The 26,787-nt window shown below is 71.2% G+C and carries 19 protein-coding genes; 13 read left to right on the forward strand and 6 right to left on the reverse strand.

Going from position 1 to position 26,787, the window contains the following annotated elements; genetic code table 11:
• Positions 1-80 precede the first annotated feature (80 nt).
• Complete coding sequence (locus AC0VYL_RS19665; RefSeq protein WP_475481085.1) at positions 81-1,322, reverse strand: hypothetical protein; 1,242 nt, start codon at positions 1,320-1,322, stop codon at positions 81-83.
• On the opposite strand from AC0VYL_RS19665, the gene AC0VYL_RS19670 reads away from it, so the two are divergent.
• Together AC0VYL_RS19670 and AC0VYL_RS19675 are read left to right on the forward strand one after the other, a co-directional pair.
• Positions 1,311-1,640, forward strand: a complete 330-nt coding sequence (locus AC0VYL_RS19670; RefSeq protein WP_475481086.1) for a DUF4870 domain-containing protein — start codon at positions 1,311-1,313, stop codon at positions 1,638-1,640. The genes AC0VYL_RS19665 and AC0VYL_RS19670 overlap by 12 nt on opposite strands.
• Before the next feature lie 30 nt (positions 1,641-1,670).
• Positions 1,671-2,282 (forward strand): DUF4870 domain-containing protein, encoded by a 612-nt coding sequence (locus tag AC0VYL_RS19675; RefSeq protein ID WP_475481087.1) that lies wholly within the window; start codon positions 1,671-1,673, stop codon positions 2,280-2,282.
• Between the two features lie 64 nt (positions 2,283-2,346).
• Here the strand turns inward: AC0VYL_RS19675 and hemW are convergent, their stop codons facing one another.
• Both hemW and AC0VYL_RS19685 read right to left on the reverse strand, forming a co-directional pair.
• Positions 2,347-3,579, reverse strand: a complete 1,233-nt coding sequence (hemW, locus tag AC0VYL_RS19680; protein WP_475481088.1) for a radical SAM family heme chaperone HemW — start codon at positions 3,577-3,579, stop codon at positions 2,347-2,349.
• A 45-nt stretch (positions 3,580-3,624) separates the two neighbouring features.
• Positions 3,625-4,716, reverse strand: coding sequence for a LacI family DNA-binding transcriptional regulator (locus tag AC0VYL_RS19685; protein ID WP_475454859.1), 1,092 nt, complete (start codon positions 4,714-4,716; stop codon positions 3,625-3,627).
• A gap of 96 nt (positions 4,717-4,812) precedes the next feature.
• On the opposite strand from AC0VYL_RS19685, the gene AC0VYL_RS19690 reads away from it, so the two are divergent.
• From AC0VYL_RS19690 to AC0VYL_RS19705, 4 genes are all read left to right on the forward strand, one after another.
• Complete coding sequence (locus tag AC0VYL_RS19690) at positions 4,813-6,414, forward strand: glycoside hydrolase family 13 protein (RefSeq protein ID WP_475481089.1); 1,602 nt, start codon at positions 4,813-4,815, stop codon at positions 6,412-6,414.
• A gap of 421 nt (positions 6,415-6,835) precedes the next feature.
• Positions 6,836-8,083 (forward strand): sugar ABC transporter substrate-binding protein, encoded by a 1,248-nt coding sequence (locus AC0VYL_RS19695; protein ID WP_475481090.1) that lies wholly within the window; start codon positions 6,836-6,838, stop codon positions 8,081-8,083.
• A gap of 2 nt (positions 8,084-8,085) precedes the next feature.
• The gene (locus tag AC0VYL_RS19700) at positions 8,086-9,702 is read left to right on the forward strand and encodes an ABC transporter permease subunit (RefSeq protein ID WP_475481091.1); all 1,617 of its coding nucleotides are present in this window, start codon (positions 8,086-8,088) and stop codon (positions 9,700-9,702) included.
• Positions 9,699-10,604: a sugar ABC transporter permease gene (locus AC0VYL_RS19705; RefSeq protein WP_475454867.1), complete on the forward strand. Its 906-nt coding sequence runs from the start codon at positions 9,699-9,701 to the stop codon at positions 10,602-10,604. Before AC0VYL_RS19700 ends, AC0VYL_RS19705 begins: the two co-directional genes overlap by 4 nt.
• A gap of 86 nt (positions 10,605-10,690) precedes the next feature.
• Here AC0VYL_RS19705 and lepA read toward each other — a convergent pair whose 3' ends face one another.
• Positions 10,691-12,532 (reverse strand): translation elongation factor 4, encoded by a 1,842-nt coding sequence (lepA, locus tag AC0VYL_RS19710; protein ID WP_475454868.1) that lies wholly within the window; start codon positions 12,530-12,532, stop codon positions 10,691-10,693.
• A gap of 269 nt (positions 12,533-12,801) precedes the next feature.
• Between lepA and AC0VYL_RS19715 the strand changes: the two genes are divergently transcribed.
• The 5 genes from AC0VYL_RS19715 (at position 12,802) to holA (ending at position 19,547) form a co-directional block, all read left to right on the forward strand.
• Positions 12,802-13,791 (forward strand): hypothetical protein, encoded by a 990-nt coding sequence (locus tag AC0VYL_RS19715; protein WP_475481092.1) that lies wholly within the window; start codon positions 12,802-12,804, stop codon positions 13,789-13,791.
• A gap of 195 nt (positions 13,792-13,986) precedes the next feature.
• Positions 13,987-14,256 (forward strand): 30S ribosomal protein S20, encoded by a 270-nt coding sequence (gene rpsT, locus AC0VYL_RS19720; protein WP_475454872.1) that lies wholly within the window; start codon positions 13,987-13,989, stop codon positions 14,254-14,256.
• A 434-nt stretch (positions 14,257-14,690) separates the two neighbouring features.
• Entirely contained in the window at positions 14,691-16,175 is a 1,485-nt protein-coding gene (locus AC0VYL_RS19725) for a helix-hairpin-helix domain-containing protein (RefSeq protein ID WP_475481093.1), read from the forward strand.
• 6 nt (positions 16,176-16,181) lie between these two features.
• Positions 16,182-18,512 carry a ComEC/Rec2 family competence protein gene (locus tag AC0VYL_RS19730; RefSeq protein ID WP_475481094.1) on the forward strand — a complete coding sequence of 777 codons (2,331 nt, stop codon included), beginning with the start codon at positions 16,182-16,184 and terminating at the stop codon, positions 18,510-18,512.
• 72 nt (positions 18,513-18,584) lie between these two features.
• Complete coding sequence (holA, locus tag AC0VYL_RS19735) at positions 18,585-19,547, forward strand: DNA polymerase III subunit delta (protein WP_475481095.1); 963 nt, start codon at positions 18,585-18,587, stop codon at positions 19,545-19,547.
• Between the two features lie 384 nt (positions 19,548-19,931).
• Here the strand turns inward: holA and AC0VYL_RS19740 are convergent, their stop codons facing one another.
• Both AC0VYL_RS19740 and hflX read right to left on the reverse strand, forming a co-directional pair.
• Positions 19,932-21,140, reverse strand: a complete 1,209-nt coding sequence (locus AC0VYL_RS19740; RefSeq protein WP_475454879.1) for an amidohydrolase family protein — start codon at positions 21,138-21,140, stop codon at positions 19,932-19,934.
• A 467-nt stretch (positions 21,141-21,607) separates the two neighbouring features.
• The gene (gene hflX / locus AC0VYL_RS19745) at positions 21,608-23,119 is read right to left on the reverse strand and encodes a GTPase HflX (protein WP_475454881.1); all 1,512 of its coding nucleotides are present in this window, start codon (positions 23,117-23,119) and stop codon (positions 21,608-21,610) included.
• A 336-nt stretch (positions 23,120-23,455) separates the two neighbouring features.
• On the opposite strand from hflX, the gene aceB reads away from it, so the two are divergent.
• On the forward strand, positions 23,456-25,060 hold the full coding sequence (gene aceB / locus AC0VYL_RS19750) for a malate synthase A (RefSeq protein WP_475481096.1): 1,605 nt from the start codon (positions 23,456-23,458) through the stop codon (positions 25,058-25,060).
• A gap of 219 nt (positions 25,061-25,279) precedes the next feature.
• Positions 25,280-26,764, forward strand: coding sequence for an FAD-linked oxidase C-terminal domain-containing protein (locus AC0VYL_RS19755; RefSeq protein ID WP_475481097.1), 1,485 nt, complete (start codon positions 25,280-25,282; stop codon positions 26,762-26,764).
• The last annotated feature ends 23 nt before the right edge of the window (positions 26,765-26,787 follow it).

Consider the following 26,787-nt stretch of genomic DNA (forward strand, 5'->3'; position numbering starts at 1 on the left):
GGCATCACGGCCTCCGGCCCTCCGCGGTCGTCGGTACGGCCCGACTCGTTCGGGCACAGCAAGCGCCCCCAACAGCGGAGTCAGGGAAGAGCATGAGCGAGACCCCGTCCAGCCGTCCGTCGCCGGACGACGCGCAGGGACAGCAGCAGCCGCAGGAGCCCGACCCGCAGAGCGGCGCCCAGCCCGGGTGGGAGCGGACGACCGGCGGCCAGCCGCAGGTGCGTCCTGACACCGAGACAGTGCGGGTCAGCGGGGCACAGCCCGGATGGGGACAGCCCGAGGCGCACGGTCAGCCCCACGCGCAGCAGGCCAGTGGCGCCCAGCCCGCCTGGGGACAACCCCAGGAGCAGACACCGGCCGCGCCCCAGCAGCCCCAGTTCCAGCCCGGCTGGGGTCAGGCCCCTGGTGGCCAGCCCCAGGCCCCGCAGCAGCCCGGATGGGGGCACTCCCACGAACAGGCGCAGCCGGGATGGGCACAGCACACCGGCGGCCAACCGCAGGCGCAGCCCCACGGAGCACAGCACACCGGCGGCGCCCAGACCGGGTGGGAGCAGGCCCCCGCGCAGGCGCCTCAGCAGCCCGGATGGGGGCAGCCCGGGGCCCAGGCCGCCCAACCTCAGCAGCCCCCGGCGTACGGCCAGCCCCAGGCCCAGGTCCCGATGTACGGCGATCAGTCCGCCTGGGGACAACCACAGCAGCAGGCACAGCCCGCCCCACCGCAGCAGCCCGGATGGGGTCACCCCCACGGCCAGGGGCAGGCGCAGCCGGGATGGGCACAGCACACCGGCGGCCAACCGCAGATCCAGCCCCCCGAGGCTCAGCAGACCAGCGGCGCCCAGCCCGCCTGGGGACAGCCCCAGCCTCAGCCCGCCCCGCCGCAGCAGCCGCAGTTCCAGCCCGGCTGGGAACAGTCGACCGGCGGTCAGCCCCAGGTACAGCAGGCCAGCGGGGCCCAGCCCGCCTGGGGACAACCCCAGGAGCAGGCACCTGGCGCGCCCCAGCAGCCCGGATGGGGTCAGGCCCCCGAACAGGCGCAGCCGGGGTGGGCACAGCACACCGGCGGCCAACCGCAGATCCAGCCCCCCGAGGCTCAGCAGACCAGCGGCGCCCAGCCCGCCTGGGGACAGCCCCAGGAGCAGGTGCACGGTCAGCCCGGCTACGTCCAGCAGCCCCCGGCCTACGGTCAGCCCCAGCAGCCGCAGTTTCAGCCGCAGGCCAGCTACGGGCAGCAGTTCCAGCAGCCGCAGCAGGCCTACGGCCAGCCCCCGGCTCAGCAGCCCGCCGGTGGCGACAACGACGTCCTGGTCTCGATGCTCGCGCACCTGTCCGGGTTCGTCATCGCCTTCCTCGGCTGGATCCCGCCGTTGGCGATCTACTTCGCCAAGCGCAAGCAGTCACCGTTCGTCCGCCACCACGCGTCGGAAGCGGCGAACTTCCAGATCACTATGCTGATCCCGTACGTCATCGCTGGCGTGGCATTCTTCGGCTTGGGTATCTTTTTCCCCAGCCTGTCCTGGATCGGCTACCTTCTCATCGCCCTCGTGTGGATCATCTCCATCGTCTTCGGCGTTCTGGGAGCCTCCGGAGCCAACAGGGGAGCCTGGTCCCGCTACCCCGTGAGCATCCGGCTCCTGAAGTAGTCACCCGCGCCCACACACCAAGGAACCACCATGTCCTATCCGAACAACCCGAACCCCCACGACCCCTACGGTCAGGGTGAGTCCGGGGGCTACCCGCCCCCTCCCGGTTACCCGCAGCAGGGTGGCGTCCCCGGTGGTCCTCCCGTCCCGTACAACGGTCCGCAGAGCGGTGGCTACCCGCCGCCGCCCCAGGGCGGCTACCAGCATCCCGGCGGCTACCCCCAGGGCGGCTACCACCAGCCCGGTGGTTACCCGCCTCCCCACGGCGGTCAGTACGGCGGCTACCAGCAGCCGGGCGCCCAGGGCTATGGCGCCTACGTGCCGACCCCGGAGGAGCGCAGCTCGGCGAAGCTCGCCCACATCGGCGGCGGCTTCCTCTGCTGGCTGATCCCGCTCATCGTGTACATCACGAAGAAGGACGAGTCGCCCTACGTCCGCGACCAGGCCGCCCGCGCGCTCAGCTTCCAGCTGGTGATGCTGATCGGCTACGTCATCTCCGGCATCCTGGCCTGGCTGCTCATCGGCTTCCTGACCTGGATCGGCCTGCTGATCTTCTCGATCGTCTCCGGTTTCCGCGCGGCGTCGGCGGTGGACCGGGGCGAGTGGGCCCGCTACCCGATGGACGTCACCTGGGTGAAGTAGCCCGACGTTCCACACGTGAAGGAGGGGCCCGGCTTTCCTGCCGGGCCCCTCCTTCGTGTCTGCCTCAGGTGAGGTCGCGGACCACGGCGTCCGCGAGCAGGCGGCCCCGCCGGGTCAGCGCGGCCCGCCCCTCGGAGTGCGCTCGCGGGTCCAGGAGCCCTTCACCGACCAGGCGTTCCGCTGCGGCCAGACCCGCCCTGTCCAGCAGTTCCAGCGAGCAGCCGCCGTCCACGCGCAGTTCCAGCAGGACGCGCTCGAACCTGCGCTCGGCCTCGGTGAGCACCTCGCGGGCCTGGGCCGGGCTGTCCCCGGCGGCCAGGCGGGCGGCGTAGGCGGCCGGGTGCTTGACGTTCCACCAGCGGGTACCGCCCACGTGGCTGTGTGCCCCGGGGCCGACCCCCCACCAGTGACCGCCGGTCCAGTAGAGCATGTTGTGCGCGCTGCGCCCCTCGACGGTGCGGGCCCAGTTCGACACCTCGTAGGGGCTGTACCCGGCCTTGGCCAGGGCCTCGTCGGCCATGAGGTAGCGGTCTGCCATGGCGTCGTCGTCGGGCTCGGTGAGCTCACCCCTGCGGACGCGGGCGGCCAGCCGGGTGCCGTCCTCCACGATCAGGGAGTAGGCGGAGACGTGGTCGGGCCCGGCGCCGATGGCGGCCTCCAGGGAGGCGGCCCAGTCGTCGTCGCTCTCCCCCGGTGTGCCGTAGATGAGGTCGAGGTTGACGTGCTCGAACCCGGCCTCGCGCGCCCAGGTCACGCACTGTTCGGGGCGGCCGGGGGTGTGGCCGCGCTCCAGGACGCGCAGCACGTGGGGGCGGGCGCTCTGCATACCGAAGGAGACACGGGTGAACCCGGCCGCCCTGAGGCGGGCGAGGTAGTCGGGGTCGACCGTCTCCGGGTTGGCCTCGGTGGTGATCTCCGCGTCGGGGGTGAGCCCGAAACGGTCGCGGATCTCACCGAGGACGAGGCCGAGGTCCTCGGGAGAGAGCAGGGTGGGTGTGCCGCCGCCCACGAACACGGTGCTGACCGGGGGCCGTGCGCCGGTCAGCACCCGGTCGGCGAGGGCGACCTCGGCCGCCGCCTGCCCGGCGTAGGTCTCGCGGGAGGCCGTGGCGGTGCCGTCCCGGGAGACGAGTTCGTCGGCGGTGTAGGTGTTGAAGTCGCAGTAGCCGCAGCGGGTGACGCAGAAGGGCACGTGGACGTAGAACCCGAGCGGGCGTCCGCCGAGCTCGCTGAGTGAGGCTTCGGGGAGCTCCCCGGTCCGGGGCACGGGTTCGCCGTCGAGGGCTACGGATGGCATGACTCCAGTGTCACCGACCGGACGACGTGCCCTGACACCCCGGGGTCAGACCCCGTGGGCGGCGTCCTGGGGGTCGCGGCTCAGTGTGGAGGGGACGTCCAGGTGGCTCGGCGGCGCGGGCGGGCCGGGCACCGTGGCGGGGGCGGCCGCGGTGGAGCCGCGTACGACCAGTTCGGGGTCGAAGACGTACTCGGCGTGGGAGACGGAGTGGCCGGCGATCTCGTCACACAGGGCCCGCACCGCGGCCATGGCCATCGCGTTGACGGGCTGGCGCACGGTGGTCAGCGGCGGGTCGGTGAAGGCGATGAGCTGGGAGTCGTCGTAGCCGACCACGGAGAAGTCCTGGGGGACGCGCAGGCCGTGCTGGCGGGCGGCGCGGATGGCGCCCAGGGCCATGATGTCGGAGCCGCAGACCATGGCGGTGACGCCGCGTTCGATGAGGCGTCCGGCGGCCGCGTGGCCGCCCTCCACGCCGAAGAGTGAGAGCTGGACGAGGTCGTCGCCGTCCAGGCCGTGCTCGGCCAGGGCCTGGTGGTAGCCCTCCAGCTTGCGGCGGACCGGGACGTAGCGCTCGGGCCCGCTGGTGAAGCCGATCCGGGTGTGGCCGAGGGCGACCAGGTGGTTGACGGCCAGGCGCCCGGCCTCGCGGTCGTCGGCGGAGATGAAGGCCGCCGGGATGGACTCGGTGTAGCCGTTGACCAGCACGATCGGCAGCCGCCGGGAGACGAGGGCCTGGTAGCGCTCGTGTGAGGCGGTGGTGTCGGCGTGCTTGCCGGAGACGAAGAGGATGCCGGAGACGTTGCGCTCCAGGAGGAGTTCCACGTACTCGTCCTCTGATATCCCGCCGGGGGTCTGGGTGCACAGGACCGGGGTGTACCCGCGCTGGGCGAGGGCGCCCTCGGCCGCCTGGGCGAACATCGGGAAGACCGGGTTCTCCAGCTCGGGGATGACCATGCCGACCAGTCCGGCGGAGCGCTGGCGCAGCCGGGCGGGGCGTTCGTATCCGAGCACGTCGAGCGCGGTGAGGACGGCCTTGCGTGTGTCACTTCCGACGCCGGGCTTGTCGTTGAGCACCCGCGAGACGGTGGCCTCGCTGACGCCTGCGTGCCGTGCGATGTCGGCAAGTCGTGGACCCATGTGGGCAACTCTAGTCGAGATTGCCGTCACAAGGACGAAAGTAAACGGTAATCTTGCGCAAGAACTTGCAGCCATGATCCGGAAGGACCCCCACAGATGAAGGACCAGTCGCACTGGTGGCGCGAGGCGGCCATCTACCAGATCTACGTGCGCAGCTTCGCTGACTCCAACGGCGACGGCGAAGGCGACCTCACCGGCATCCGCGAGCGACTCCCCCACCTGGCCGAGCTCGGTGTGGACGCGATCTGGCTGACCCCCTTCTACGTCTCACCCCTGGCCGACGGCGGCTACGACGTCGCCGACTACCGCGACGTCGACCCCCGGTTCGGCACCCTGGAGGACTTCGACGCCCTCCTGTCGGCCGCCCACGAGCTGGGCATCCGCATGATCATCGACGTGGTCCCCAACCACTCCTCCTCAGCACACCGCTGGTTCCGCGAGGCCGTGGCCGCCGAACCCGGCAGCGCCGCGCGTTCCCGGTACGTCTTCCGCGAGGGCCGTGGCGCCGACGGCGAGGAGCCGCCCAACAACTGGAAGTCGATCTTCGGCGGCCCGGCCTGGACCCGCCTCAAGACCGCCGACGGCACCCCCGAGCAGTGGTACCTGCACCTGTTCGACTCCGAGCAGCCCGACTTCGACTGGAGCAACCAGGAGGTGCACGACGAGTTCGACGACGTCCTGCGCTTCTGGCTGGACCGCGGGGTGGACGGGTTCCGGATCGACGTCGCGCACGGCATGGTCAAGGACCCGGCACTGCCCGACATCGACCCGGACGCCAAGGCCGACCTGCTCGACGGCAGCACCTCTCTGCCCTACTTCGACCAGGACGGTGTCCACGACATCTACCGCCGCTGGTCGCGCATCGCCGCGGGGTACCCGGGCGACCGGACGCTGGTGGCGGAGGCCTGGGTGGAGGACGCCCAGCGGGTGGCCCGTTACCTGCGCCCGGACGAGCTGCACCAGGCGTTCAACTTCGAGTACCTCACCGCACCGTGGGACGCCGCGCGCCTGCGTGAGGTGATCGACGGTTCCCTGGCCGCCAACGGCGCCGTGGGCGCGACGACCACGTGGGTGCTGTCCAACCACGACGTCACCCGGCACGTGACCCGCTTCGGCGGTGGCGAGCAGGGCCTGCGGCGTGCGCGCGCGGCCACCCTGCTGATGCTGGGCCTGCCCGGTTCGGTCTACCTCTACCAGGGCGAGGAACTGGGCCTTCCCGAGGTCACCGACCTGCCGGAGGAGTCCCTCCAGGACCCCACCTGGGAGCGTTCGGGCCGCACCGAGCGCGGTCGCGACGGTTGTCGCGTGCCCCTGCCCTGGGAGGGCGACACCGCCCCGTTCGGGTTCGGCCCCGAGGGCAGCACCCCGTGGCTGCCGGTCCCCGAGGCGTGGGCGGGCCTGACCCGCGCCGGTCAGCGCGGCGTGCGGGGTTCGACCCTGGAGCTGTACACCGCCGCCCTCCGTCTGCGGCGTGAGTTGGAGGCCCTGGGCGACGGCTCGATGAGCTGGCTGGAGGCGCCCGAGGGTGTCCTGTACTTCGAGCGTGAGCCCGGAGTCCGGGTGGCGGTGAACCTGACCGGTGACGCGGTCGAACTGGCCGCCTCCGGTGAGCTCCTGGTGGCCAGCGGCCCCGGCGCCCTGCTGACCGAGGGCACCCTGACCCTGGCCGCCGAGACCTCGGCGTGGCTGCGCGTCTGATCGGGCCGTGAGCCCGGGGTGCCGGACGGTGCGCGCACCGTCCGGCACCCGCCCCCACGCGGGTTCTTCCTTCCTTCCACCCGCGTACCGCACCCCCGACCGCTCCCGCCCTCGTGGCCGACCCCGCCCCCGCGGGCCGGCGGGCCGGGACGAGCGGAGACGATGGCCGAGGTCGCACGGCTGACCCGGTCGACCGAGGGACGACTCCCCCACCCAGGGCGAGCGCGAAGCGACTCTCCGCACGCGGCGCCCCTTCCGTTTCCGGGGTGTTTCCACATCTTTATCCAGGGCGTCTGCAAAGCCTTTCAAAGACTGCAAGTTATTGCTAACGTCACATCACCACGCACGCCCGCGACGGACCCGGTCGGCCGGTGAACCGCGTGCACCCCACCTCCTCCAGTCCTCCCGGAAGGAAGACACCATGAGATCCCGCAGCGCTTCAGCGGTCGCCGGTATCGCCGCGATCGCCCTGACGGCGACCGCGTGCAGCGGCGACGGTTCCGAAGGGGACGACGGCGGAGCCGCCGAGGGCACCCTCGTCATCTGGTCCGACCCCGAGCGGGCCGACGCCATCCAGAGCGCGGCCGCCGAGTTCGCGGAGGCCAACGGCATCGAGGTGGACGTCCAGGGGCTGGCCTTCGACGACATCCAGGGCGACCTCCTCAACGCCCACCAGGCGGGCAACGCCCCCGACGTCTTCATCGGCGCGCACGACTGGACCGGCAACCTCGTCCGCAACGGCGCGGTCTCCCCGATCGAGCTCACCGGCGACCAGGCCGGGGGTGTGGACGAGACCGCTGTCGAGGCGCTCTCCTTCGACGGGCAGCTCTTCGGCGTCCCGTACTCGCAGGAGAACATCTTCCTGATGCGCAACACGGCGCTGGCCCCCGACGCCCCCGAGACCTTCGAGGAGCTCGTCGAGGTCGGCACCGAGCTCAAGGACGCGGGCGACACCAGCGAGGTCCTGGCCATGGCCGTCGGCCAGGAGGGCGAGCCCTTCCGGATGAACGCCCTGTTCACCTCGGCGGGCGGGTACCTGTTCGGGCAGGACGACACCGGCACCTGGGACCCCGCGGACCTGGGGGTGGGATCGGACGAGTCCGTCGCGGCCATGGAGAGGATCGCGGAGTACGGCGAGGACGGCGAGGGCGTGCTGCGCCGCTCCATCGACGTCGAGAACGACGCCAACCTCTTCTACGAGGAGGAGGCCCCCTTCTTCATCGCCGGGCCGTGGAACGTCGGTGACGCCAACGACGCGGGCATCGACTTCGAGATCAGCGCCATCCCCGGCTTCGAGGGCGGGGACCCGGCCAGCCCCTACATCGGATACCACGCCTTCTTCGTCACCGAGGGCAGCGCCAACAGCGCCCTGGCCCAGGAGTTCGTGACCAACTACGTCACCTCCACCGAGTTCATCCTCAGCCTCTACGAGGCCGACCCGCGCACCCCCGTGCAGAACGAGGCCCTGGAGTCCGTCTCCGCCGACGACGCCGCCATCGCCGCGATCGCGGAGGCCGGCGCCGACGGCATGCCGATGCCGTCCATCCCCGAGATGGGTGAGACGTGGGACCCGCTGGGTCAGGCGCAGGCCCAGGCCATCGCGGGCGGGGACGTCCGTGAGGCCATGGAGGCCGCCCACGACACCATCGCTGAGCAGATCGGTCAGTAGAGGTGGCCGCTTCCAACCGCGACGGAGCGGGCGCCCCCTCCCCAGGGGCGCCCGCGCGTCCCCCGCTGCCCGGGGGTCGGTTCGCCGCCAACGGGTCGCTCGTCGGCCAACTCGTCAAGATCGCCCTGCTCAGCGTCTTCACCGCGTTCGGCGTGTGGGCGGTCCTGCCCCTGTACGTGGCGGGCAACTGGTGGGGCATGGGCCTGGTCGCCGCGGCGGTCGGCCTGGTCTACCACGTCTACCTGTCCAAGCGCACCGTCCCGGCGAAGTACCTGGTCCCGGGTGTGGTGTTCCTCCTGGCCTTCCAGATCCTGCCGGTGCTCTACACGATGAGCACCTCGGTGACCAACCTCAGCGACGGCCACCGGGGTGACAAGGCCCAGGCCATCGCCGCCATCGAGGCGTTCTCGGTCACCCGGGACCCCGACTCCCCCGAGTACGTGCTCACGGTCGCCACCACCGGCGACCCCGGCACCGGTGAGCTGGCCTTCCTGCTCACCGACGGCGAGGGCCACGCGTACGTGGGCACCGCGGACGGTCTGGCCGACCTCGGCGGCGCCGACGTCGACCCGGCGGGAAAGGTCACCGACGCGTTCGGGTACACGATCCTCACCCCCGCCGAGGTGAACGCGCGCAGCGACGAGCTCCAGGAGTTCGCGGTCCCCACCGGCGACGGTTCGGGCATCCGCTCCAGCGGGCTGTCCAGCGCGTTCGAGGGCAGCGCCGTCCGGGTCTACGACCAGGGCTGCGACTGCGTGACCGACACCGAGACCGGCGAGGTCCACACGGCCGACGACGAAAGCGGCGCCTTCTACAACGAGGACGGACAGCGGCTGGCCCAGGGCTGGCAGGTGAACGTGGGCCTCGACAACTTCGCTCGCTTCCTGCTCAACCCGACCTTCGCCAGCTCGTTCTTCGGGATCCTGCTGTGGAACCTGGTGTTCGCGGCGTCCGTCACCGGCCTGGTGTTCGTGGCGGGGCTGGCGATCGCCCTGACCCTGCACGTGCCCAGGATGCGCGGCAAGGTGCTCTACCGAGTGCTGGTGATCCTGCCCTACGCGATGAGTTCGCTGGCCATGTTCCTGCTGTGGCGGGACATGTTCAACACCGACTTCGGTCTGTTCAACCGGATGCTGGGGCTCCAGGTCGACTGGCTGGGCGACGTGTGGACCGCCAGGGCCGCCGTCATCCTCGCCAACGTGTGGCTGGGCTACCCGTACATGTTCCTCGTGGCCACCGGGGCGCTGCAGGCCATCCCGCGCGAGCTGGGGCAGGCGGCGCAGATCGACGGCGCGGGCCCCTGGCAGGCCTTCCGGCACGTGACCCTGCCGCTGCTGATGGTCGCCATGACCCCGATCCTCATCGCCACGTTCGCGTTCAACTTCAACAACTTCAACGCGGTGTGGCTGATCACCAGGGGCGGTCCGTTCTCGCCGGACAACCCGACGGCGGGCGGCACGGACCTGCTCATCACCTACACCTACCGGCTGGCGTTCAACGAGGCCACGGCCCAGTACGGGTACGCGGCGGCGCTGTCGGTGATGATCTTCCTCATCGTCTCCGTGATCTCCGTGGTCAGCCTGAGCCGGAGCAAGGCCCTCAAGGAGGTGGACCGATGACGGTCGGCGTTCCCGAAGCGGTGCGCGCGCCCCACACCCGGAGCGGCGCCACCCGGTTCGCGCTGTGGGCCCGGCGGCTGGGGTGGCGGCACGCGGTCATGGTGGTGGTCGTGGCCTTCGCGGTCTTCCCCGTGCTGTTCGTGGTCTCGGCCGCGCTCAACCCCCTCGGCACACTGAGCAGCGCCCAGCTGTGGCCGACCGGGGCGAGCCTGGACAACGCCCGGGACCTGTTCCGGAACACGCCGTTCACCACCTGGTACGCGAACTCGCTGTTCTTCGCGACCGCCAACGCGGCGGTGACGGTGCTGTTCTCGGCGCTGGCGGCGTACACCTTCAGCCGGATGCGGTTCAGGGGGCGAAGGGTGGGCCTGGTCGGCCTGCTCGTCATCCAGATGTTCCCGCAGTTCCTGGCGATCGTGGCCATCTACCTGATGTTCTCCAACATCGGTGAGCTCTACCCGGCGATCGGCTTCGACACCCGGTGGGGCCTGCTGCTGGTGTACCTGGGCGGTGCGCTGAGCATCAACACGTGGCTGATGAAGGGCTTCTTCGACACGGTGCCGAAGGAGCTGGACGAGTCGGCGCAGATCGACGGCGCGACCCACGCGCAGGTGTTCTTCCGGATCATGCTGCCGCTGGTGACCCCGGTGCTGGCGATCGTCGCCCTGCTGGTGTTCGTCTCCACCATCAACGAGTTCCTGATGGCCAGCGTGTTCCTGCGGGACACCGACGCCAAGACGCTGGGCCTGGGGCTGTACCAACTGGTCGCCTCGCAGCGCAACGCCAACTTCGGGATGTTCGCGGTGGGCGCGGTGATGCTGTCCCTGCCCACGCTGATCGTGTTCTGGTTCCTCCAGCGCTACATCAGCGACGGCCTGACCGCCGGGGCGGTCAAGGGGTAGCGAACGCCCGGCACACGACGAGAGGGGCGCCCCCGCGTGGGAGCGCCCCTCTCACTGTGCACCGGCCCGGTCGGCGGGCCCGGCCACTACTTCTTCTTCTTGTCCTCGGCGCCGCTGGTGTCGGTGGACAGCGCGGAGATGAAGGCCTCCTGGGGCACCTCGACCCGGCCGACCATCTTCATCCGCTTCTTGCCCTCCTTCTGCTTCTCCAGCAGCTTGCGCTTACGGCTGATGTCGCCGCCGTAGCACTTGGAGAGCACGTCCTTGCGGATGGCGCGGATGTTCTCACGGGCGATGACCCGGGCGCCGATGGCGGCCTGGACCGGGACCTCGAACTGCTGCCGCGGGATGAGCTCGCGCAGCTTCTTGGTCATCTCCACGCCGTAGGCGTACGACTTCTCCTTGTGGACGATCGCGGAGAACGCGTCGACCGGCTCGCCCTGGAGGAGGATGTCGACCTTGACCAGGTCGGCCTTCTGCTCTCCGATGGGCTCGTAGTCCAGGGAGGCGTACCCCTTGGTGCGGGACTTGAGGGCGTCGAAGAAGTCGAAGACGATCTCCGCCATGGGCAGCGTGTACCGCATCTCGACGCGGTCCTCGGACAGGTAGTCCATGCCCTGGAGCTCGCCGCGGCGGTCCTGGCACAGCTCCATGATCTGACCGATGTAGTCCGAGGGGCTCAGGACCGTGGCCTTGACCATCGGCTCGTAGATCCCGTCGATCTTGCCCGTGGGGAACTCGCTGGGGTTGGTCACCACGTGCTCGGCGCCGTCCTCCATGTCCACGCGGTAGATCACGTTGGGCGCGGTGGAGATGAGGTCGAGGTTGAACTCGCGCTCCAGCCGGGCCCGGGTGATCTCCAGGTGGAGCAGGCCCAGGAAGCCGCAGCGGAAGCCGAAGCCCAGGGCGGCGGAGGTCTCCGGCTCGAAGGCCAGGGCCGCGTCGTTGAGCTGGAGCTTGTCCAGGGCGTCCCGCAGCACCGGGTAGTCGGTGCCCTCGATCGGGTACAGCCCCGAGAACACCATCGGCTTGGGTTCCTGGTAGCCGCCGAGCATCTCGGAGGCGGGCTTGGACAGGGAGGTGATGGTGTCACCCACCTTGGACTGGCGCACGTCCTTCACGCCGGTGATGATGTAGCCGACCTCGCCCACGCCCAGGCCCTGGCTCTTGGTGGGCTCGGGCGAGCTGACACCGATCTCCAGGATCTCGTGGGAGGCCTTGGTGGACATCATCTGGATGCGCTCGCGCGGGCTGAGGTGGCCGTCCACGACCCGCACGTAGGTGACCACGCCGCGGTAGGTGTCGTAGACCGAGTCGAAGATCATCGCGCGGGCCGGGGCGTCGGCCTGGCCGACGGGCGGCGGGATCTGGTTGACGATCTCGTTGAGCAGGTCCTCGACGCCCTCACCGGTCTTCGCGCTGACCTTGAGCACGTCGGAGGCCTCGCAGCCGATGATTCCGGCGAGTTCCTCGGCGTACTTCTCGGGCTGCGCCGCGGGGAGGTCGATCTTGTTCAGGACCGGGATGATGGTGAGGTCGTTGTCCAGCGCCATGTAGAGGTTGGCGAGGGTCTGGGCCTCGATGCCCTGCGCGGCGTCGACCAGCAGGACCGCGCCCTCACAGGCGGCCAGGGAGCGCGACACCTCGTAGGTGAAGTCCACGTGGCCGGGGGTGTCGATGAGGTCGAGCGTGTACGTCCGGTCGTCCAGCGCGGTGAACGGGATGCGCACGGCCTGCGACTTGATCGTGATGCCGCGCTCGCGCTCGATGTCCATGCGGTCCAGGTACTGGGCGCGCATCTGACGGTCCTCGACGACGCCGGTGATCTGGAGCATCCGGTCGGCCAGCGTCGACTTGCCATGGTCGATGTGCGCGATGATGCAGAAGTTGCGGATCAGCGCGGGATCGGTCCAGTTCGGCTGTGCCACCGTGCTCCGTTCACAGGGTTGGGTGTGGGTCGTCGTGCGCCTGGGGTGGCGCCGCCCCGCCGGGCTCGTCGGTGGAATGTCCATCCGGCCACGGCATCGTCCATCATCCCACGGCGCCGAGACCGTCCTCACCGGAAGCGGCCGGTGAGGATACGGCAGTATGGGCGCGAGCGCGGGACCTGGGTCCAGATTATGCGACCTGGGACCGGAAACGGGCGATGCGGGTGCCCAGGGGACGAGGGCGCCGGACGAGAGCGGGTGGCGTACGGGTGAAGTGGCTTCTGAAGCGGTTGCTGGCGGGTGTGGCGGCGGTCCTGGTCGTGGTGGTGGGCGCCGGTGCGCTGCTGGCCTACCAGTACTCGGGGTCGCCCGAGGAGTGGGCCGCCTCGCAGAATGCTGACGCGGCGTGGGTGGGCTCGTGGGAGGACACCGGGGCGCTGGAGACGCTGCTGGGCACCGGCGCGGTGAGCACGCTGTACGTGTACGCCGGTGAGGTGGACGCGGAGGGCGCCGTGGAGCGGGTGCCGGACACCGGGGCGCTGCTGTCGTGGCTGGACGCGCACCACCCCGAGGTGGAGGCGCTGGCCTGGCTGCGGCACGTGGAGTCGGGCTCCTCGCTCATCCGGGACCGGTTCGACGCCCCGGCCCGGGAGGCCCTGGCCCCGGCCGTCGCGGAGGTCGGCGCGGACGGGTTCGACGGGGTGCACCTGGAGATCCGCCCGGTGACGGTGAACGACCCGTCCCTGCCCACCCTCATGGAGATGGTGCGCGAGGAGCTGGACGAGGACGCGCTGCTGTCGGTGCAGGCCCACCACGTGGAGCTGGCTCCGGGCGGCAGGGTGCCGTCCTTCGTCGCGGGCGGCGAGGAGAAGTACTGGTCGAAGGGGTACCTGGACCGGGTGACGGAGCACGCGGACCAGGTGGTGCTGCCCGGGGTGGGGGCGGACATGCCCACGGCGGGGCTGTACGGCGGATTCATGGTGCGGCAGGTGACCGAGGCGGTGACGGCGCTGCGCACCCGCGAGGACGTCACCGTGAGGTTCGGTGTGCCCGCCTACGAGAGCGACCAGTGGGGGCCGGTCACCGAGAACGAGACCGCGCTGACGGCCCTGGCCGCCGTCCGGCTGGGGATGTCCCGTGTGGAGGAGGTCCCGGAGAGCATGGCCCTGGGTGTGTCCCTGTACCTGGTGGACGAGGCGGACGAGGACGACCTGACCGCCTACCGGACCGCCTGGCTGTCCCCGGTGGGCGAGCCGTGACGGTTCCGAGTGGTCCGCCCGGTACGGCATACTGAGAAGTCCGTGTCTCGGACTTCCACGTTCGAATTTGAGCCCTGTGGACTCACACACACCCTGCGTCGGCGCCCACGCAGGCCTCTCATGGAACGGCTGCCCATGGGATGAGCCGCCTGTTCGACCGACGCGAAGATCACAGTAACTGGAGCACGTTTTCGCATGGCGAACATCAAGTCGCAGAAGAAGCGCATTCGGCAGAACGAGAAGGCTCGTGTCCGCAACCAGGCGGTGCGCTCTTCCCTGAAGACGGCCGTTCGGAAGTTCCGCGAAGCTGCCGAGGGCGGGAACGTCGAGCAGGCCGTCGTCGCGCAGCGCGAGGCCGCTCGCGCCCTGGACAAGGCCAGCAGCAAGGGCGTTATCCACAAGAACCAGGCCGCGAACCGCAAGAGCGCGATCGCCAAGCGCCTGCACGACCTTCAGTCCGCCTAAGGGGCTCAAGGCACAAGGCTTCGCGAGGGCCCGGTCCACCAGGACCGGGCCCTTCGTCGTGCCCGGGTGTCCCGGACCGGCGGCCGACCGTCCCTGAGGCACTGGTACCCGGTCACGAGAGACCCGCCCCTGTCAGGCGAGCGCCACCTGAGGCACCGGGAACCCACCCGACAGCCACCGCTCCGATCCGTACCCATCCCTGAGCCCCACGGGTTCGGGGCCTTGTGAGACCCAACCGCGAGGGAGTTGTCCACAGGTTGCGTCAGTGCCCTTGGAGCTGGGGGCGCGGATCCTGGTTGGCTCGATATCGGGGGAGCCTCCTTCTCCGCCCGCACAGGCCTGCCCGGAAACAACTCCGACTCCGCGCCGGGGAGTTATCCACAGGTGGAAACCGGCCGATGACAGGGCCATCCGGCGTCCCTAGCGTTGGATGCATGACCGCTTCGCGCCGGTCACGGCGCACACCTCCCCTGTCAGCCCCCGAGGAACGTCTCCGCGGCCTCGGGCTGGACTCCTCCCCCGCCGTCCAACCCCCACGCGACCACGCCTCAGGCAGCCTCTCCGATCCCGCCCCTGCGGTGGTGCTCCCCCGGCCTCCCTACGCGGTGGACGGGGCCGAGAGCCCCTACATCCCCGAGGAGCGGCCCTCGGGACGCAGCGGGCACTGGACTTCCCTGTCTCCACCCGGCCCGCTCTGGAACGGAACCGCCGGGCCCCCGAGCGAGACGGAGCGGCCGCCGGGGGACCCTCTGGACCCGGAGACGGCGCCCACCGTCCGGATCACGCCGAACCCCGTGGCCGAACCCCCTCCCCCGCTGTCTGCCCGGGAGGCCCCGCCCCCGACGGATGCGGAGGGAGGCCCGTCCCCCTGGGCCCGTGAGCTCACCGGCGCGAACGGCGCGTTCTCCTCAGCCCTCTGGAACAGCACCTCCGAGCGGCACGACGAAGGCCCCCAAGGTGACCCGGCGGACGACCACACGAGCCGGGGTCCCGGGGATCCACCGAAGACCCGGAACAACGCGGCAGGACAGCAGCACGGTGGGGTCACACCTTCCGTCCACGGCCCGGTCACCGGGCCCAGCCCCGCCCCTCGCATCAACGATCCCGACAAACGCGACAGGAGCCTCGGGGGACACACGACTGTCGCGGCAGCGGGGACGCCGGAATCCATCCGCGACGAGGACCCGGGCGGACGACAGCGACGGGGCGCGGCGGTCCGACCGCCGTCCGGGTACACGGAGCTGACCCCGGAGACACCCGACTCGGTCCTGGAGCGGGTGGCCGAGAGTTGGGGCTCCCGCTCGTCGCTGTCCCGGCGTGCGGTGGTGGCCCTGCTGGTGCTCGGACTGCTCGCCGTGGCCGGGGCCCTCCTGGTCGTGCGCGATCGTCCCGAAGAGGTGGTCGTGCCCGAGCTGGCGGGCCAGGCCTCCCCCGCCGGACAGGACGCGTCCGAGGAACCCGCGCCCGGAGGTGACGGGGCAGCCGGGGAACCGGGCGGGGACGTGGTGGTGCACGTGGGCGGTGAGGTCGTCGAGCCCGGTCTGTACACCATGCCTGGCGGATCACGCGTGGCCGACGCGGTGGAGGAGGCGGGCGGTCCGCTGCCCGAGGCCGACCTCGACCTGGTCAACCTCGCCCGGCCGTTGACGGACGGAGAGCGTGTCCTGGTGGGGGTCCCCCAACCGGACGGCGGATCGGGTGAGGGACCCGAGGGCGGCGGGCCCCTCGTCGACATCAACCTCGCCGGGCAGTCGGAGTTGGAGACGCTTCCCGGGATCGGACAGAAGAAGGCCCAACAGATCCTGGCGCACCGGGAGTCGCTCGGCGGCAGGTTCGGCTCCACCGAGGACCTGCTGGGTGTCGACGGCATCGCGGAGAAGACGTTCCGGACTCTCGAACCCCACGTGACGGTGGGGTGAGGCGGCGTGGTCAGCTGGCTGGGGACCGACGCCCACGGTCTGGACCGGCCACCGGACCTCAGGCTGCTCCTCCCCGCCGTCTCCGCCTGGTTGGCCGCCCTCGGCGCTCTGGCCGCCCCGCCGTGGTTGGCGTGGTCGTTCGCTGGAGTACTGGGTTGCGCCGCGCTGGTGGCGCTCCTGGTGACCCATCCCGCGTGGGAGTCGTCGGCGTTGGCGCTGGTCGCCACGTTGGCCTGTGGCGCGACGGTGGCGGCGGTGGCCGGTGTCCACGTGCACCGGACGGCCGTCAGCGCCGCTTCGGCCGCCGTGGAACACGGTGGTGAGACGGCCTTCCGCGCGGTGGTCTCCACCGATCCCCGTTCCCGGGCGGGGCTGCCGCGTCCCGGCCGGGCCGAGTGGGTGGTGCGGGCGCGCACCGCGTGGGTCCGGGTGGACGGTGTGGAGCGCGTGTCGCGCGCGCCGGTGGTGGTACTGGCCTCCGGGCCCGAGTGGGAGGACCTGCTCCCCGGGCAGTCCTTCGAGGCGCGCGGCACCTTCCTGGGCTCGGACGACGACCAGCTGACCGCCGCCCTGGTGCTCGTGCGGGGTCCCCCGGAGGAGGTCGGCGCGCCCGGTCGGCTCCAGGAGTTCGCCGACGGGGTCCGGGCCGGTCTGCGCGAGGCCTCGGCGGGGTTGTCCCAGCCCGAGAGGGGGCTGCTCCCGGCGCTGATCGTCGGTGACGTGTCGGCGCTGCCGGAACGCACGGCCGAGGACTTCCGGGCCACCGGGATGACCCATCTGCTGACCGTCAGCGGTGCCAACCTCGCGATCCTCACGGGGTTCGTCCTGGGGGTGGCGCGGTGGGTCCGTGCTCCCACCTGGTGCTCGGTGTTGGGTGGCGCCCTGATGATCTGGGTGTTCGTCCTGGTGTGCCGACCGGAGCCGAGTGTGGTGCGGGCGGCGTTCATGGGTTCGCTGGGTCTGCTGGCCTTGGCCACCGGGCGGGCGCACGCGGGGATGAGAGCCCTGTGCGTCACGGTGGTGGGGGTGCTGTTCGTGGCCCCCGGCCTGGCCTCGTCCTACGGGTTCGCGCTGTCGGTTCTGGCCACGGCGGGGATCCTGGTGCTCGTGCCCGGATGGTCACGGGCCTGGTCCGAGCGCTGGCCGCGCCCGGTGGCGGAGGCCTTCGCCGTCGCGGTGGCCGCCCAGGTGGCGGTCGCGCCGGTGTTGGTGCTGCTCTCCGGAGAGGTGTCCTGGGTGGCGGTCCCGGCCAACGTGCTGGCCGCGCCCGTGGTGGCGGTGGTGACCGTGGCGGGTTCGGTGCTGACCGCCCTGGCCTCGGTGTGGCCCGGGGCCGCCGCGTTCCTGGTGCCCCTGCCCGGTCTGGGGGTGTCCTGGATCGCCTTCGTGGCCGAGACCGGCACACGGGTCCCCTATGGCGCGCTGCCCTGGCGGTCGGACGTGGTGGGCGGCCTGTTGTTGGCCGTGGTGCTGGTGGTGTTCCTCCTGACCCGAGGTCTGACCCGGCGCGTACTCGCCGCCGTGGCGGTCGCCGTACTGGTCCTGGGGCTGGCCGCGCGCTGTGTGCCGGGAGGGTGGCCGCCCCCGGGCTGGGCCGTGGTCGCCTGCGACGTGGGCCAGGGGGACGCGTTCGTGCTGTCCGTGGGACGGGGGGAGGCGGTGGTCTTCGACACCGGGGACGACCCGGACCTGGTGGACGGCTGCCTGGACCGGCTCGGGGTGCGCGCGGTGCCGCTGCTGGTCCTCAGCCACGACCACGCCGACCACGTCGACGGCACGCCCGGTGTACTGCGGCACCGGAGGGTACCGGCGGCGCTGGCCCCGCCGGGTTTCGGTGCGGGCGCGGCGGGCCGACTGCTGGCCGACGAGGGGGTGGAGCTGAACGAGGCCGAGCGGGGGCAGCGGTTCCGGGTGGGCCCGTGGCTGCTGCGGGTGCTCTGGCCGAAGGCCGGGTTCGTGGGATCGGTGAACGACGCCTCCGTGGTCGTGCGCGCCGACGGGCCGCACATGTCGGTGCTGCTCACCGGGGACATCGAGATGGAGGCCCAGAGCGCGCTGCTGCGCGAGCCGGAGCGGGAGCTGCTGTCGGTGACGGTGCTGACCACCCCGCACCACGGCGCGAACACCCAGGTCCCGGCCTTCCTCGCCGCCACGGAGGCGACGGTGGCGGTCACCTCCGCCGGACGGGAGAACTCCTACGGCCACCCGACCCCGTTCACGGTGGGTGTGCTGGAGGGGATGGCCCGGGTGCACGCCCGTACCGACCTCGACGGGGACGTGGCCGTCCTGGGCGGGCCGGTGCGGGTGGCCAGCCGTGGCCCGGGACCCGATCCGTAGGCCCAGGGTGATCCGTGGCGCGGACCGGTGATCGGGCACCGGTTGGTCGGTGGGGCGTGGCATCCTCGTTGTATGCCTGCACCCGCCCTCATCACGCTCATCGTCGGCGACGAGGAGCTCCTCGTCGACCGTGCCGTGGCCTCCGTCGTCGCCTCGGCCCGCGAGGAGGACCCCGAGGTGGACGTCCACGACCTCGTTCCCTCCCAGGTCGGCCTGACCACCCTCGTGGAGGTCACGTCCCCCTCGCTCTTCGGTGACCGCCGGGTGGTGGTACTCCGTTCCTCCCAGGACCTGGTCAAGGACCTGGCGGCGACCGTCACCGACTACCTCAGGGCCCCCGCCGACGACGTGTTCATGGTGCTCACCCACGCGGGCGGCGCCAAGGGCAAGGCGTTGCTCCAGGCGGCGGTGAAGGCCGGGGCCCAGCGGGTGGACTGCAAGGGACCCACCAAGGGGCCCGAGCGGGTGGCCTTCGTCAAGAGCGAGTTCTCCTCGGCCGGACGGCAGATCACCGGGGACGCCGCCCAGGCGCTGGTGGACGCGGTCGGCACCGAGCTGCGCGAGATCGCCGCGGCCTGCACCCAGCTGATCGCGGACACCGAGGGCAGGGTGGACGCGGCGGCGGTGGCCAAGTACCACTCCGGCAGGGCGGAGGCCTCCGGTTTCACCGTCGCGGACCGCGCCGTGGAGGGGCGTCTGCCCGAGGCCCTGGAGCAGCTGCGCTGGTCCCTGGCCGTGGGCACCGCCCCGGTGCTCATCAACAGCGCCCTGGCGGGTGCCGTGCGCGGGATCGCGGTGGCCGCCCAGCCTCCGCGCGGCGTGAACGAGGCGGAGCTGGCCAAGCGGGCCAAGGTTCCGCCGTGGAAGCTGCGCACCCTGCGCCAGCAGGCACGCGGGTGGAGCGCCGCCGGGGTGACCCGCGCGATGGCGGTGATCGCGGAGACCGACGCGCTGATCAAGGGTGCCGGACGCGATCCCGAGTACGCGCTGGAGCGCGCGGTGATCGAGATCGCCCGCGCCCGGGGCACCCGCTGAGCGGAACCGGTGCCCGCCGGGCCCTGAGCGCGGCGGGCTGGCGTGGCGAGCCGATCTGGGTTCGACGAAGACTCCCCCCTGCGGAGCCCCGGGAGTCCCAGAGAGCTTGACCTTCCGGGCACCATGGAGATCGCCCGCGCCCGGGGCAGCCACCGAGTGGATCTCGGGGCGCCGGTCATCACGCAACCCCGGGTGGAACTCGAGGCCCCGAGCTCGGGTTCGCAGGGCCCGGGAAGCTGCGCCCTTCCTGGCCCCGCAGACGGCGCGAGCACGCACTCCAGGAACGATCGAACCGGCCCCGTGGCCTTCGGAGACCGCCGGTCGCCGCTTCCTGGGTGTGTCCGGAGACCTCCCGAACACGAACCCTGGGGACCCGGGTGGCTCTCAGTGGATGGTGCGGCCGCCCTGCCACACGCGCAGCGTGTGCAGGCCCATCGACCACGCGAAGGCACCCTCGTGGTCGGCGTCCCACTGCACCAGGTCGGCCAGCATGCCCGGGGCGATCATGCCCCGGTCGTTGAGGCCCAGGGCGTGCGCGCTGCCCGCCGTGGCGGCGTTGAGCGCCTCCTGGACGGTCATCTCGAACATGGACACCGCCAGGGAGATGACCAGCGGCATGGACGTGGTGCCGGACTGCCCCGGGTTGTGGTCGGTGCCCAGACCCACGGGGACGCCGTGGTCGAGCAGGGCGCGCACCGGCGGGGTGCGGCGCTCGTGCAGGGCGGTGGTCGGGCAGGCCACCACGGGCGTACGTGTGGACGCCAGGGCGAGCAGGTCCTCGTCGTCGGCCTCGTGGACGAGGTCGACCGAGGAGCAGCCCAGTTCGGCGGCCATCCGGACCGCGCCGTGCCGGGGCCGCGAGCAGGCGTGCAGGGTGGTGCGCAGGCCCACGGACTGACCCACGCCCAGGAGCATGTGGGCGTCCTCCGTGGTGAACTGCTGGTTGTCGCAGTAGACGTCCACGCCGTCGGCCCCGGCCATGGCGGCGTCGCTGAGCCAGGAGGCGGCGGTGGCCACGTACTCCTTGGGGCGGCCGAAGAACTCGGGCGGGACCCCGTGCGCGGGGAAGAACGTGACGTGCAGGCGGGGCATCCCGGGTTCCTCCTCCAGGGAGCGCAGCAGGCGCACGTCGGCGAGCTCGCCGTCCCGGGTGAGGTGGTAGCCGGTCTTGGCCTCCACGGTGGTGCTGCCGGAGAGCACCCAGTGCCGGAGCCGTTCCCGGACCGCGTTGCACAGCGTCCAGGGGTCGGTCCCCCGCGTGATGGTGACGGTGGTGGACACCCCGCCGCCCGCGGCGAAGATGTCCGCGCGGGTGGCGCCCTTGGCCCACATGTTGACCTCGGCGTAGCGGTCGCCCGCGTAGACGGGGTGGCAGTGCGCGTCGACCAGGCCGGGGGTGACGAGTCCGCCGCCGATGTTGACGACCTCGTCGACCTCGGTGAGGTCCTCCATCACTCCGGGGATGCGCTGGGGGAGCTCCGCCGCGTGTCCGACCCAGGCGATCCGGTCGTTGTCCATCAGGATGGCGGCCTTGGTGAGCAGCTCGATCCCGGTCCACAGCCGACCGATGTTGGTGAGGAGTACTACCGTCATGGGGTGGTCCGCCCTCGCCGGTCAGATCCGCCGCGGGACGCGCGGAGCAGGGACGTGGCGTGCACGGGCGGGCATGGCGACCTCGTATCTGGATGCGATTCCGACAGGCCGTGGGCGACCCGGAGTCGCCTCGCGGTGCCGTGACAGTGGGGGTTCGCATCGGCCCGGGGGGACAGCGATCACTGCCGGCCAGTGCTCCAAAACCGTAGTCCATCCTCGGAGCCCGTGTACACCTCCCCGAGAGGACGAATGCGAGCGTTATCGAGCGAAACTCGCAAGCCCGCAGAGTGATGAAGACCACCCGGACCCTCGCTGAACTGGTATTCCCCGCTCGGGTTCGATGACTCGGCGCGGTTCAGGGGAAACGTGAGGGCCCCGGACTCGGCTCCCGGAACACGGTGGTTTCGACACGACGCGGCCGGAACGTCCCGTGGACGTTCCGGCCGTGCGGTTCCCGACGCCCGGTCTCAGGCGTTGCTGGGCGTGTACTCGTCGAGCTTGGCCGCGAGCAGCTCGGGGACGAAGGCGTGCAGCGCCGTCCCGTCTCCGGTGTGCTCCTCGCTGATGATGCGGCCTTCCTCGTGCACCCTGGCGATGAGGTCGCCCCGTGAGTACGGGACCAGGGCGCGCACCTCCTTGGCCAGCTCCGGCAGCGCCTCGGCCAGCGCGGTGACCAGATCGGACACCCCTTCTCCGGTGCGCGCCGACACCTCGACGAGGTCGGGGTAGCGGGTGCGCAGCGTCCTGAGCGTGTCCGGGTCGGCGGCGTCGACCTTGTTCACCACGATGAGCTCGGGCACGTCCACGGCCTCGATCTCCGCGAACACCTCGCGGACCGCGCTGATCTGCTGCTCCGGGTCGGGGTGGGAGCCGTCGACCACGTGCAGGATCAGGTCGGAGTCGGCCACCTCCTCCAGGGTGGAGCGGAACGCCTCGACCAGCTGGTGCGGCAGGTGCCGGACGAAGCCGACGGTGTCGCTCAGGGTGAAGCCGCGACCGTCGGGCGTGCGGGCCTGACGGACGGTCGGGTCCAGGGTGGCGAACAGCGCGTTCTCCACCAGCACGCCCGCGCCGGTGAGCCGGTTGAGCAGGCTCGACTTGCCCGCGTTGGTGTACCCGGCGATCGCCACCGAGGGCACCTCGCGGGTGCGGCGGACGTCCTTCTTGACCTCGCGCGCGGTGCGCATGTGGGCGAGTTGACGGCGCAGCTTCGCCATCTTGTCGTTGATGCGCCGCCGGTCGGTCTCGATCTTGGTCTCACCGGGACCGCGCAGGCCGACGCCGCCGCCCGCGCCGCCACCGCCGGAGCCGCCCGCCTGTCGGGACAGGGAGTCGCCCCAGCCGCGCAGTCGCGGGAGCAGGTAGTTGAGCTGGGCGAGTTCGACCTGGGCCTTGCCCTCGCTGCTGCTGGCGTGCTGGGCGAAGATGTCGAGGATCAGGGCGGTCCGGTCGACCACCTTGACCTTGACGACGTCCTCCAGCTGGCGCAGCTGGCCCGGGGTGAGCTCGCCGTCGCAGATGACGGTGTCGGCGCCGGTGGCCTCGACGATGTCGCGCAGTTCCGCGGCCTTGCCCTTGCCGACGTAGGTCGCGGGGTCGGGCTTGGAGCGGCGCTGGGTGAGTCCTTCGAGGACGAGGGCGCCCGCCGTCTCGGCGAGCGCGGCCAGCTCGGTCAGTGAGTTGTCGGCGTCGGTCTGGGTCCCCCTGGTCCAGACGCCGATGAGCACGACCCGTTCCAGGCGCAGCTTCCGGTACTCGACCTCGGTGACGTCGGTGAGCTCGGTGGAGAGCCCCTGGACGCGGCGGAGCGCGTGCCGTTCGGCCAGCTCCATCTCACCCTGGTCGGGCGCGGGGCCCTGGTCCTCGTAGTGGTCACCGCCAGCGGCTCGGCCGCCGACGGTGCTCTCCTCACGGAAGTCGTCCCCGACGTGGGCCTCGTGCCCCGCGTGGTCGCTTCCGTGGGTGTCAGCTGTATTCATATCCCTCCAGGTGGGTCAACGCATGTGCCGCCATGGTTCTTCCCGGAGCGGGTACGACGGCCCGTGGTCACGATGCTCGCACTTCCGCCCGGGCAGGGCATCCGAATTATCGCAGGGAACGTGACACAGGCCATTCCTCCGCGCGGGCGCGTGAGACTCTTGGAGTAGATCGGATACTCAAGAAGCGCGGATCTTTCGTCGGAACTTTCGAGATCCTTCCGCCTTCAGGAAGAACTCCACTGATCAAGCGCGTGAGTGACGTTGACCGCTCGACATCAAGATAGTAGCTTCATTTCCACATCCCAGAAGCTTGTTTCGTATTGCGGAAGGTTTTCCATGGGCGCCACGCACGGGGTCGAGATCACCGGCCCCCTCAACGATCGGTTCGACGAGATCCTCACCGAGGACGCCCTCGCCCTCGTCGCCGAGCTGCACCGCACCTTCGAGTCGCGCCGCCAGGAGCTGCTGGCCGCGCGCCGGACCCGCGAGGAGCGGATCGCCGCCGGAGAGGACCTCGACTTCCTCCCCGAGACCAGGCACATCCGCGAGGACGACAGCTGGAAGGTCGCTCCGCCCGCCCCCGGCATCACCGACCGCCGTGTCGAGATCACCGGGCCCACGGACCGCAAGATGACCATCAACGCGCTCAACTCCGGCGCGAAGGTGTGGCTGGCCGACTTCGAGGACGCCAACACCCCGCTGTGGGAGAACATGATCCAGGGGCAGCTCAACCTGCGTGACTCCCTGGACCGCGAGATCGACTTCACCTCCCCGCAGGGCAAGACCTACGCCCTCAAGGACGACTCCGAGCTGGCCACGATCGTGGTCCGCCCGCGCGGCTGGCACCTGGACGAGAAGCACATCCTCGTCGACGGCCAGCGCACCAGCGGCGGCATCGTCGACTTCGCGCTGTACTTCTTCCACAGCGCCAGGCGCCAGATCGCCAAGGGCAAGGGTCCCTACTTCTACCTGCCGAAGATGCAGAGCCACCTGGAGGCCCGCCTCTGGAACGACATCTTCGTGCTGGCCCAGGAGCGCCTGGAGATCCCCCGCGGCACCATCCGCGCCACCTGCCTGATCGAGACCATCCCGGCCGCGTTCGAGATGGAGGAGATCCTCTACGAGCTGCGCGAGCACTCCGCCGGTCTCAACGCGGGCCGCTGGGACTACCTCTTCAGCATCATCAAGACCCACCGCACCCGTGGCCGCAAGTTCCTGCTGCCCGAGCGCAACGCCGTCACCATGACCGCCCCGATGATGCGCGCCTACACCGAGCTGCTGGTCCGCACCTGCCACAAGCGCGGCGCCCACGCGATCGGCGGCATGGCCGCCTTCATCCCGTCCCGCAGGGACGAGGAGGTCAACCGGAACGCGTTCGCGAAGGTCCGCGACGACAAGTCCCGTGAGTCCGGCGACGGCTTCGACGGCTCCTGGGTCGCCCACCCCGACCTGGTCCCGATCGCCCGCGAGATCTTCGACGGCGTCCTGGGCGACCGTCCCAACCAGATCGACAAGCAGCGCCCCGAGGTCGAGGTGTCCGCCGCCGACCTGCTCGCCGTGGACCAGACCCCGGGCGGCGTGACGCTCGCCGGGCTGCGCGGCAACGTCAACGTCGCCCTCCAGTACCTGGCGGCGTGGATGGGCGGCAACGGCGCGGTGGCGATCCACAACCTCATGGAGGACGCCGCCACCGCCGAGATCTCCCGGTCCCAGATCTGGCAGTGGCTGCACAACGACGTCACCCTGGACGGCGGCGAGAAGGTCACCGCCGAGCTGGTCAGGCAGATCATCGGTGAGGAGCTGGCCGCCATCCGCGAGGCGCTCGGCGCCGGCTTCAACGAGGACCTGTACAAGCAGGCCAGCGAGCTCTTCACCGAGGTCGCGCTGGACGACGACTACGTCGACTTCCTGACCCTGCCCGCCTACGAGCGCATGCCGTAGCGGACCGGACCCCCGTCCAGCGCGGCCAACCTGGACGGATCGGGCCGGTCCGCGGAGTTCGCCTCACGGACCTGCCCGGCGCCGGTTTCACACAACGAAATGCCGTTTCCACCGTGCCCCTTGCTTCCGCAGGGGGCACGGTCGTACGGTCCCCTTGCGAGCCGCAGACGGAGAGCGCCACCCCCAGCCGTGTTCTCCGTACGGAACCGGGAGGCGCCCATGACCACGTCCGCACCCGACACGCCCACGGTGCTGACCGCCCTGGTCCCCCGGCTGCGCGAGATCTGCGGTGACGACGGGGTCCTCACCGACCCCTCCCAACGGCGCGTCTACGAGAGCGACGGCCTCACCTACCACCGCGCCACCCCCGGAGTCGTGGTCATGCCGACCACCGCCGAGCAGGTCGCCGCCGTGATCCGCCTCTGCGCCGAGCACCGCGTCCCCTACGTCCCGCGCGGGGCGGGCACCGGCCTGTCGGCGGGCGCGCTCCCCCACACCGAGGGCGTCCTCCTCGTCACCTCGCGGATGCGCCGCATCGTCGAGATCGACGTCGAGAACGAGTGCGCGGTGGTCGAGCCGGGCGTGGCCAACCTCGACATCACCCGGGCCGCGAGCCCCCACGGCTACTACTACGCGCCCGACCCCTCCAGCCAGCAGGTGTGCACGGTGGGCGGCAACGTCGCGGAGAACTCCGGCGGCGCCCACTGCCTCAAGTACGGGTTCACCGTCAACCACGTGCGCGGACTCCAGATCGTCACCCCGGCGGGCGAGATCGTCGAGCTCGGCGGCAAGGCACCGGGCGCGCACGGCTACGACCTCATCGGGGCGTTCGTCGGCTCGGAGGGCACCCTGGGCGTGGCCACCCGCGTCACCGTGTCCCTGACCCGCTCCCCCGAGAAGACCGTCACCCTGCTGTCGGCGTTCACCTCGCTGGACGCGGGCGGCGAGGCGGTGAGCGCGATCATCTCCGCCGGGGTGCTGCCGTCCGCCATCGAGATGATGGACGCCCTGGCCATCGAGGCCGCCGAACGTGCCGTGGCCTGCGACTACCCCGAGGGCGCGGCCGCCGTGCTGGTGGTGGAGCTGGACGGCCCCGCCGAGGAGGTCGACGCCCAGCTGGAGCGGGTCACCGCCCTGTGCGCGGACGCCGGTTCCTTCGAGACCCGGGCGGCCAGCGGCGCCGAGGAGCGCGCCCTCATCTGGAAGGGACGCAAGTCGGCCTTCGCCGCCGTGGGCCGGATCAGCCCGGCCTACATCGTCCAGGACGGGGTGGTGCCGCGCACCGCCCTGGGCGAGGTCCTGGGCCGGATCGCCGCGCTGTCGGAGGAGTCCGGGATCCGGGTGGCCAACGTGTTCCACGCCGGCGACGGCAACCTGCACCCGCTCGTGCTGTTCGACGACTCCGAGCCCGGCGCGGGCGAACGCGCCGAGCGGGTGTCGGGCGCGATCCTGGACCTGTGCATCGAGCACGGCGGCTCCATCACCGGGGAGCACGGGGTGGGCGTGGACAAGGCGTGCAAGATGCCCCGCATGTTCGACGACGCCTCGCTGGAGACCTTCGACCTGTTCCGGCGGGCCTTCGACCCGGACGGGATCGCCAACCCGGAGAAGCTGTTGCCCACGCCGCGCCTGTGCGGTGAGAGGCCGGGGGTGCGCACCGGGGTGCACCCGCTGGTGGAGTCCGGAGAGGCCGAGCAGTTCTGAGCCGCCGGGCCGCGGCGGAGACG

Source organism: Nocardiopsis sp. iso_238 (genome assembly GCF_056173325.1).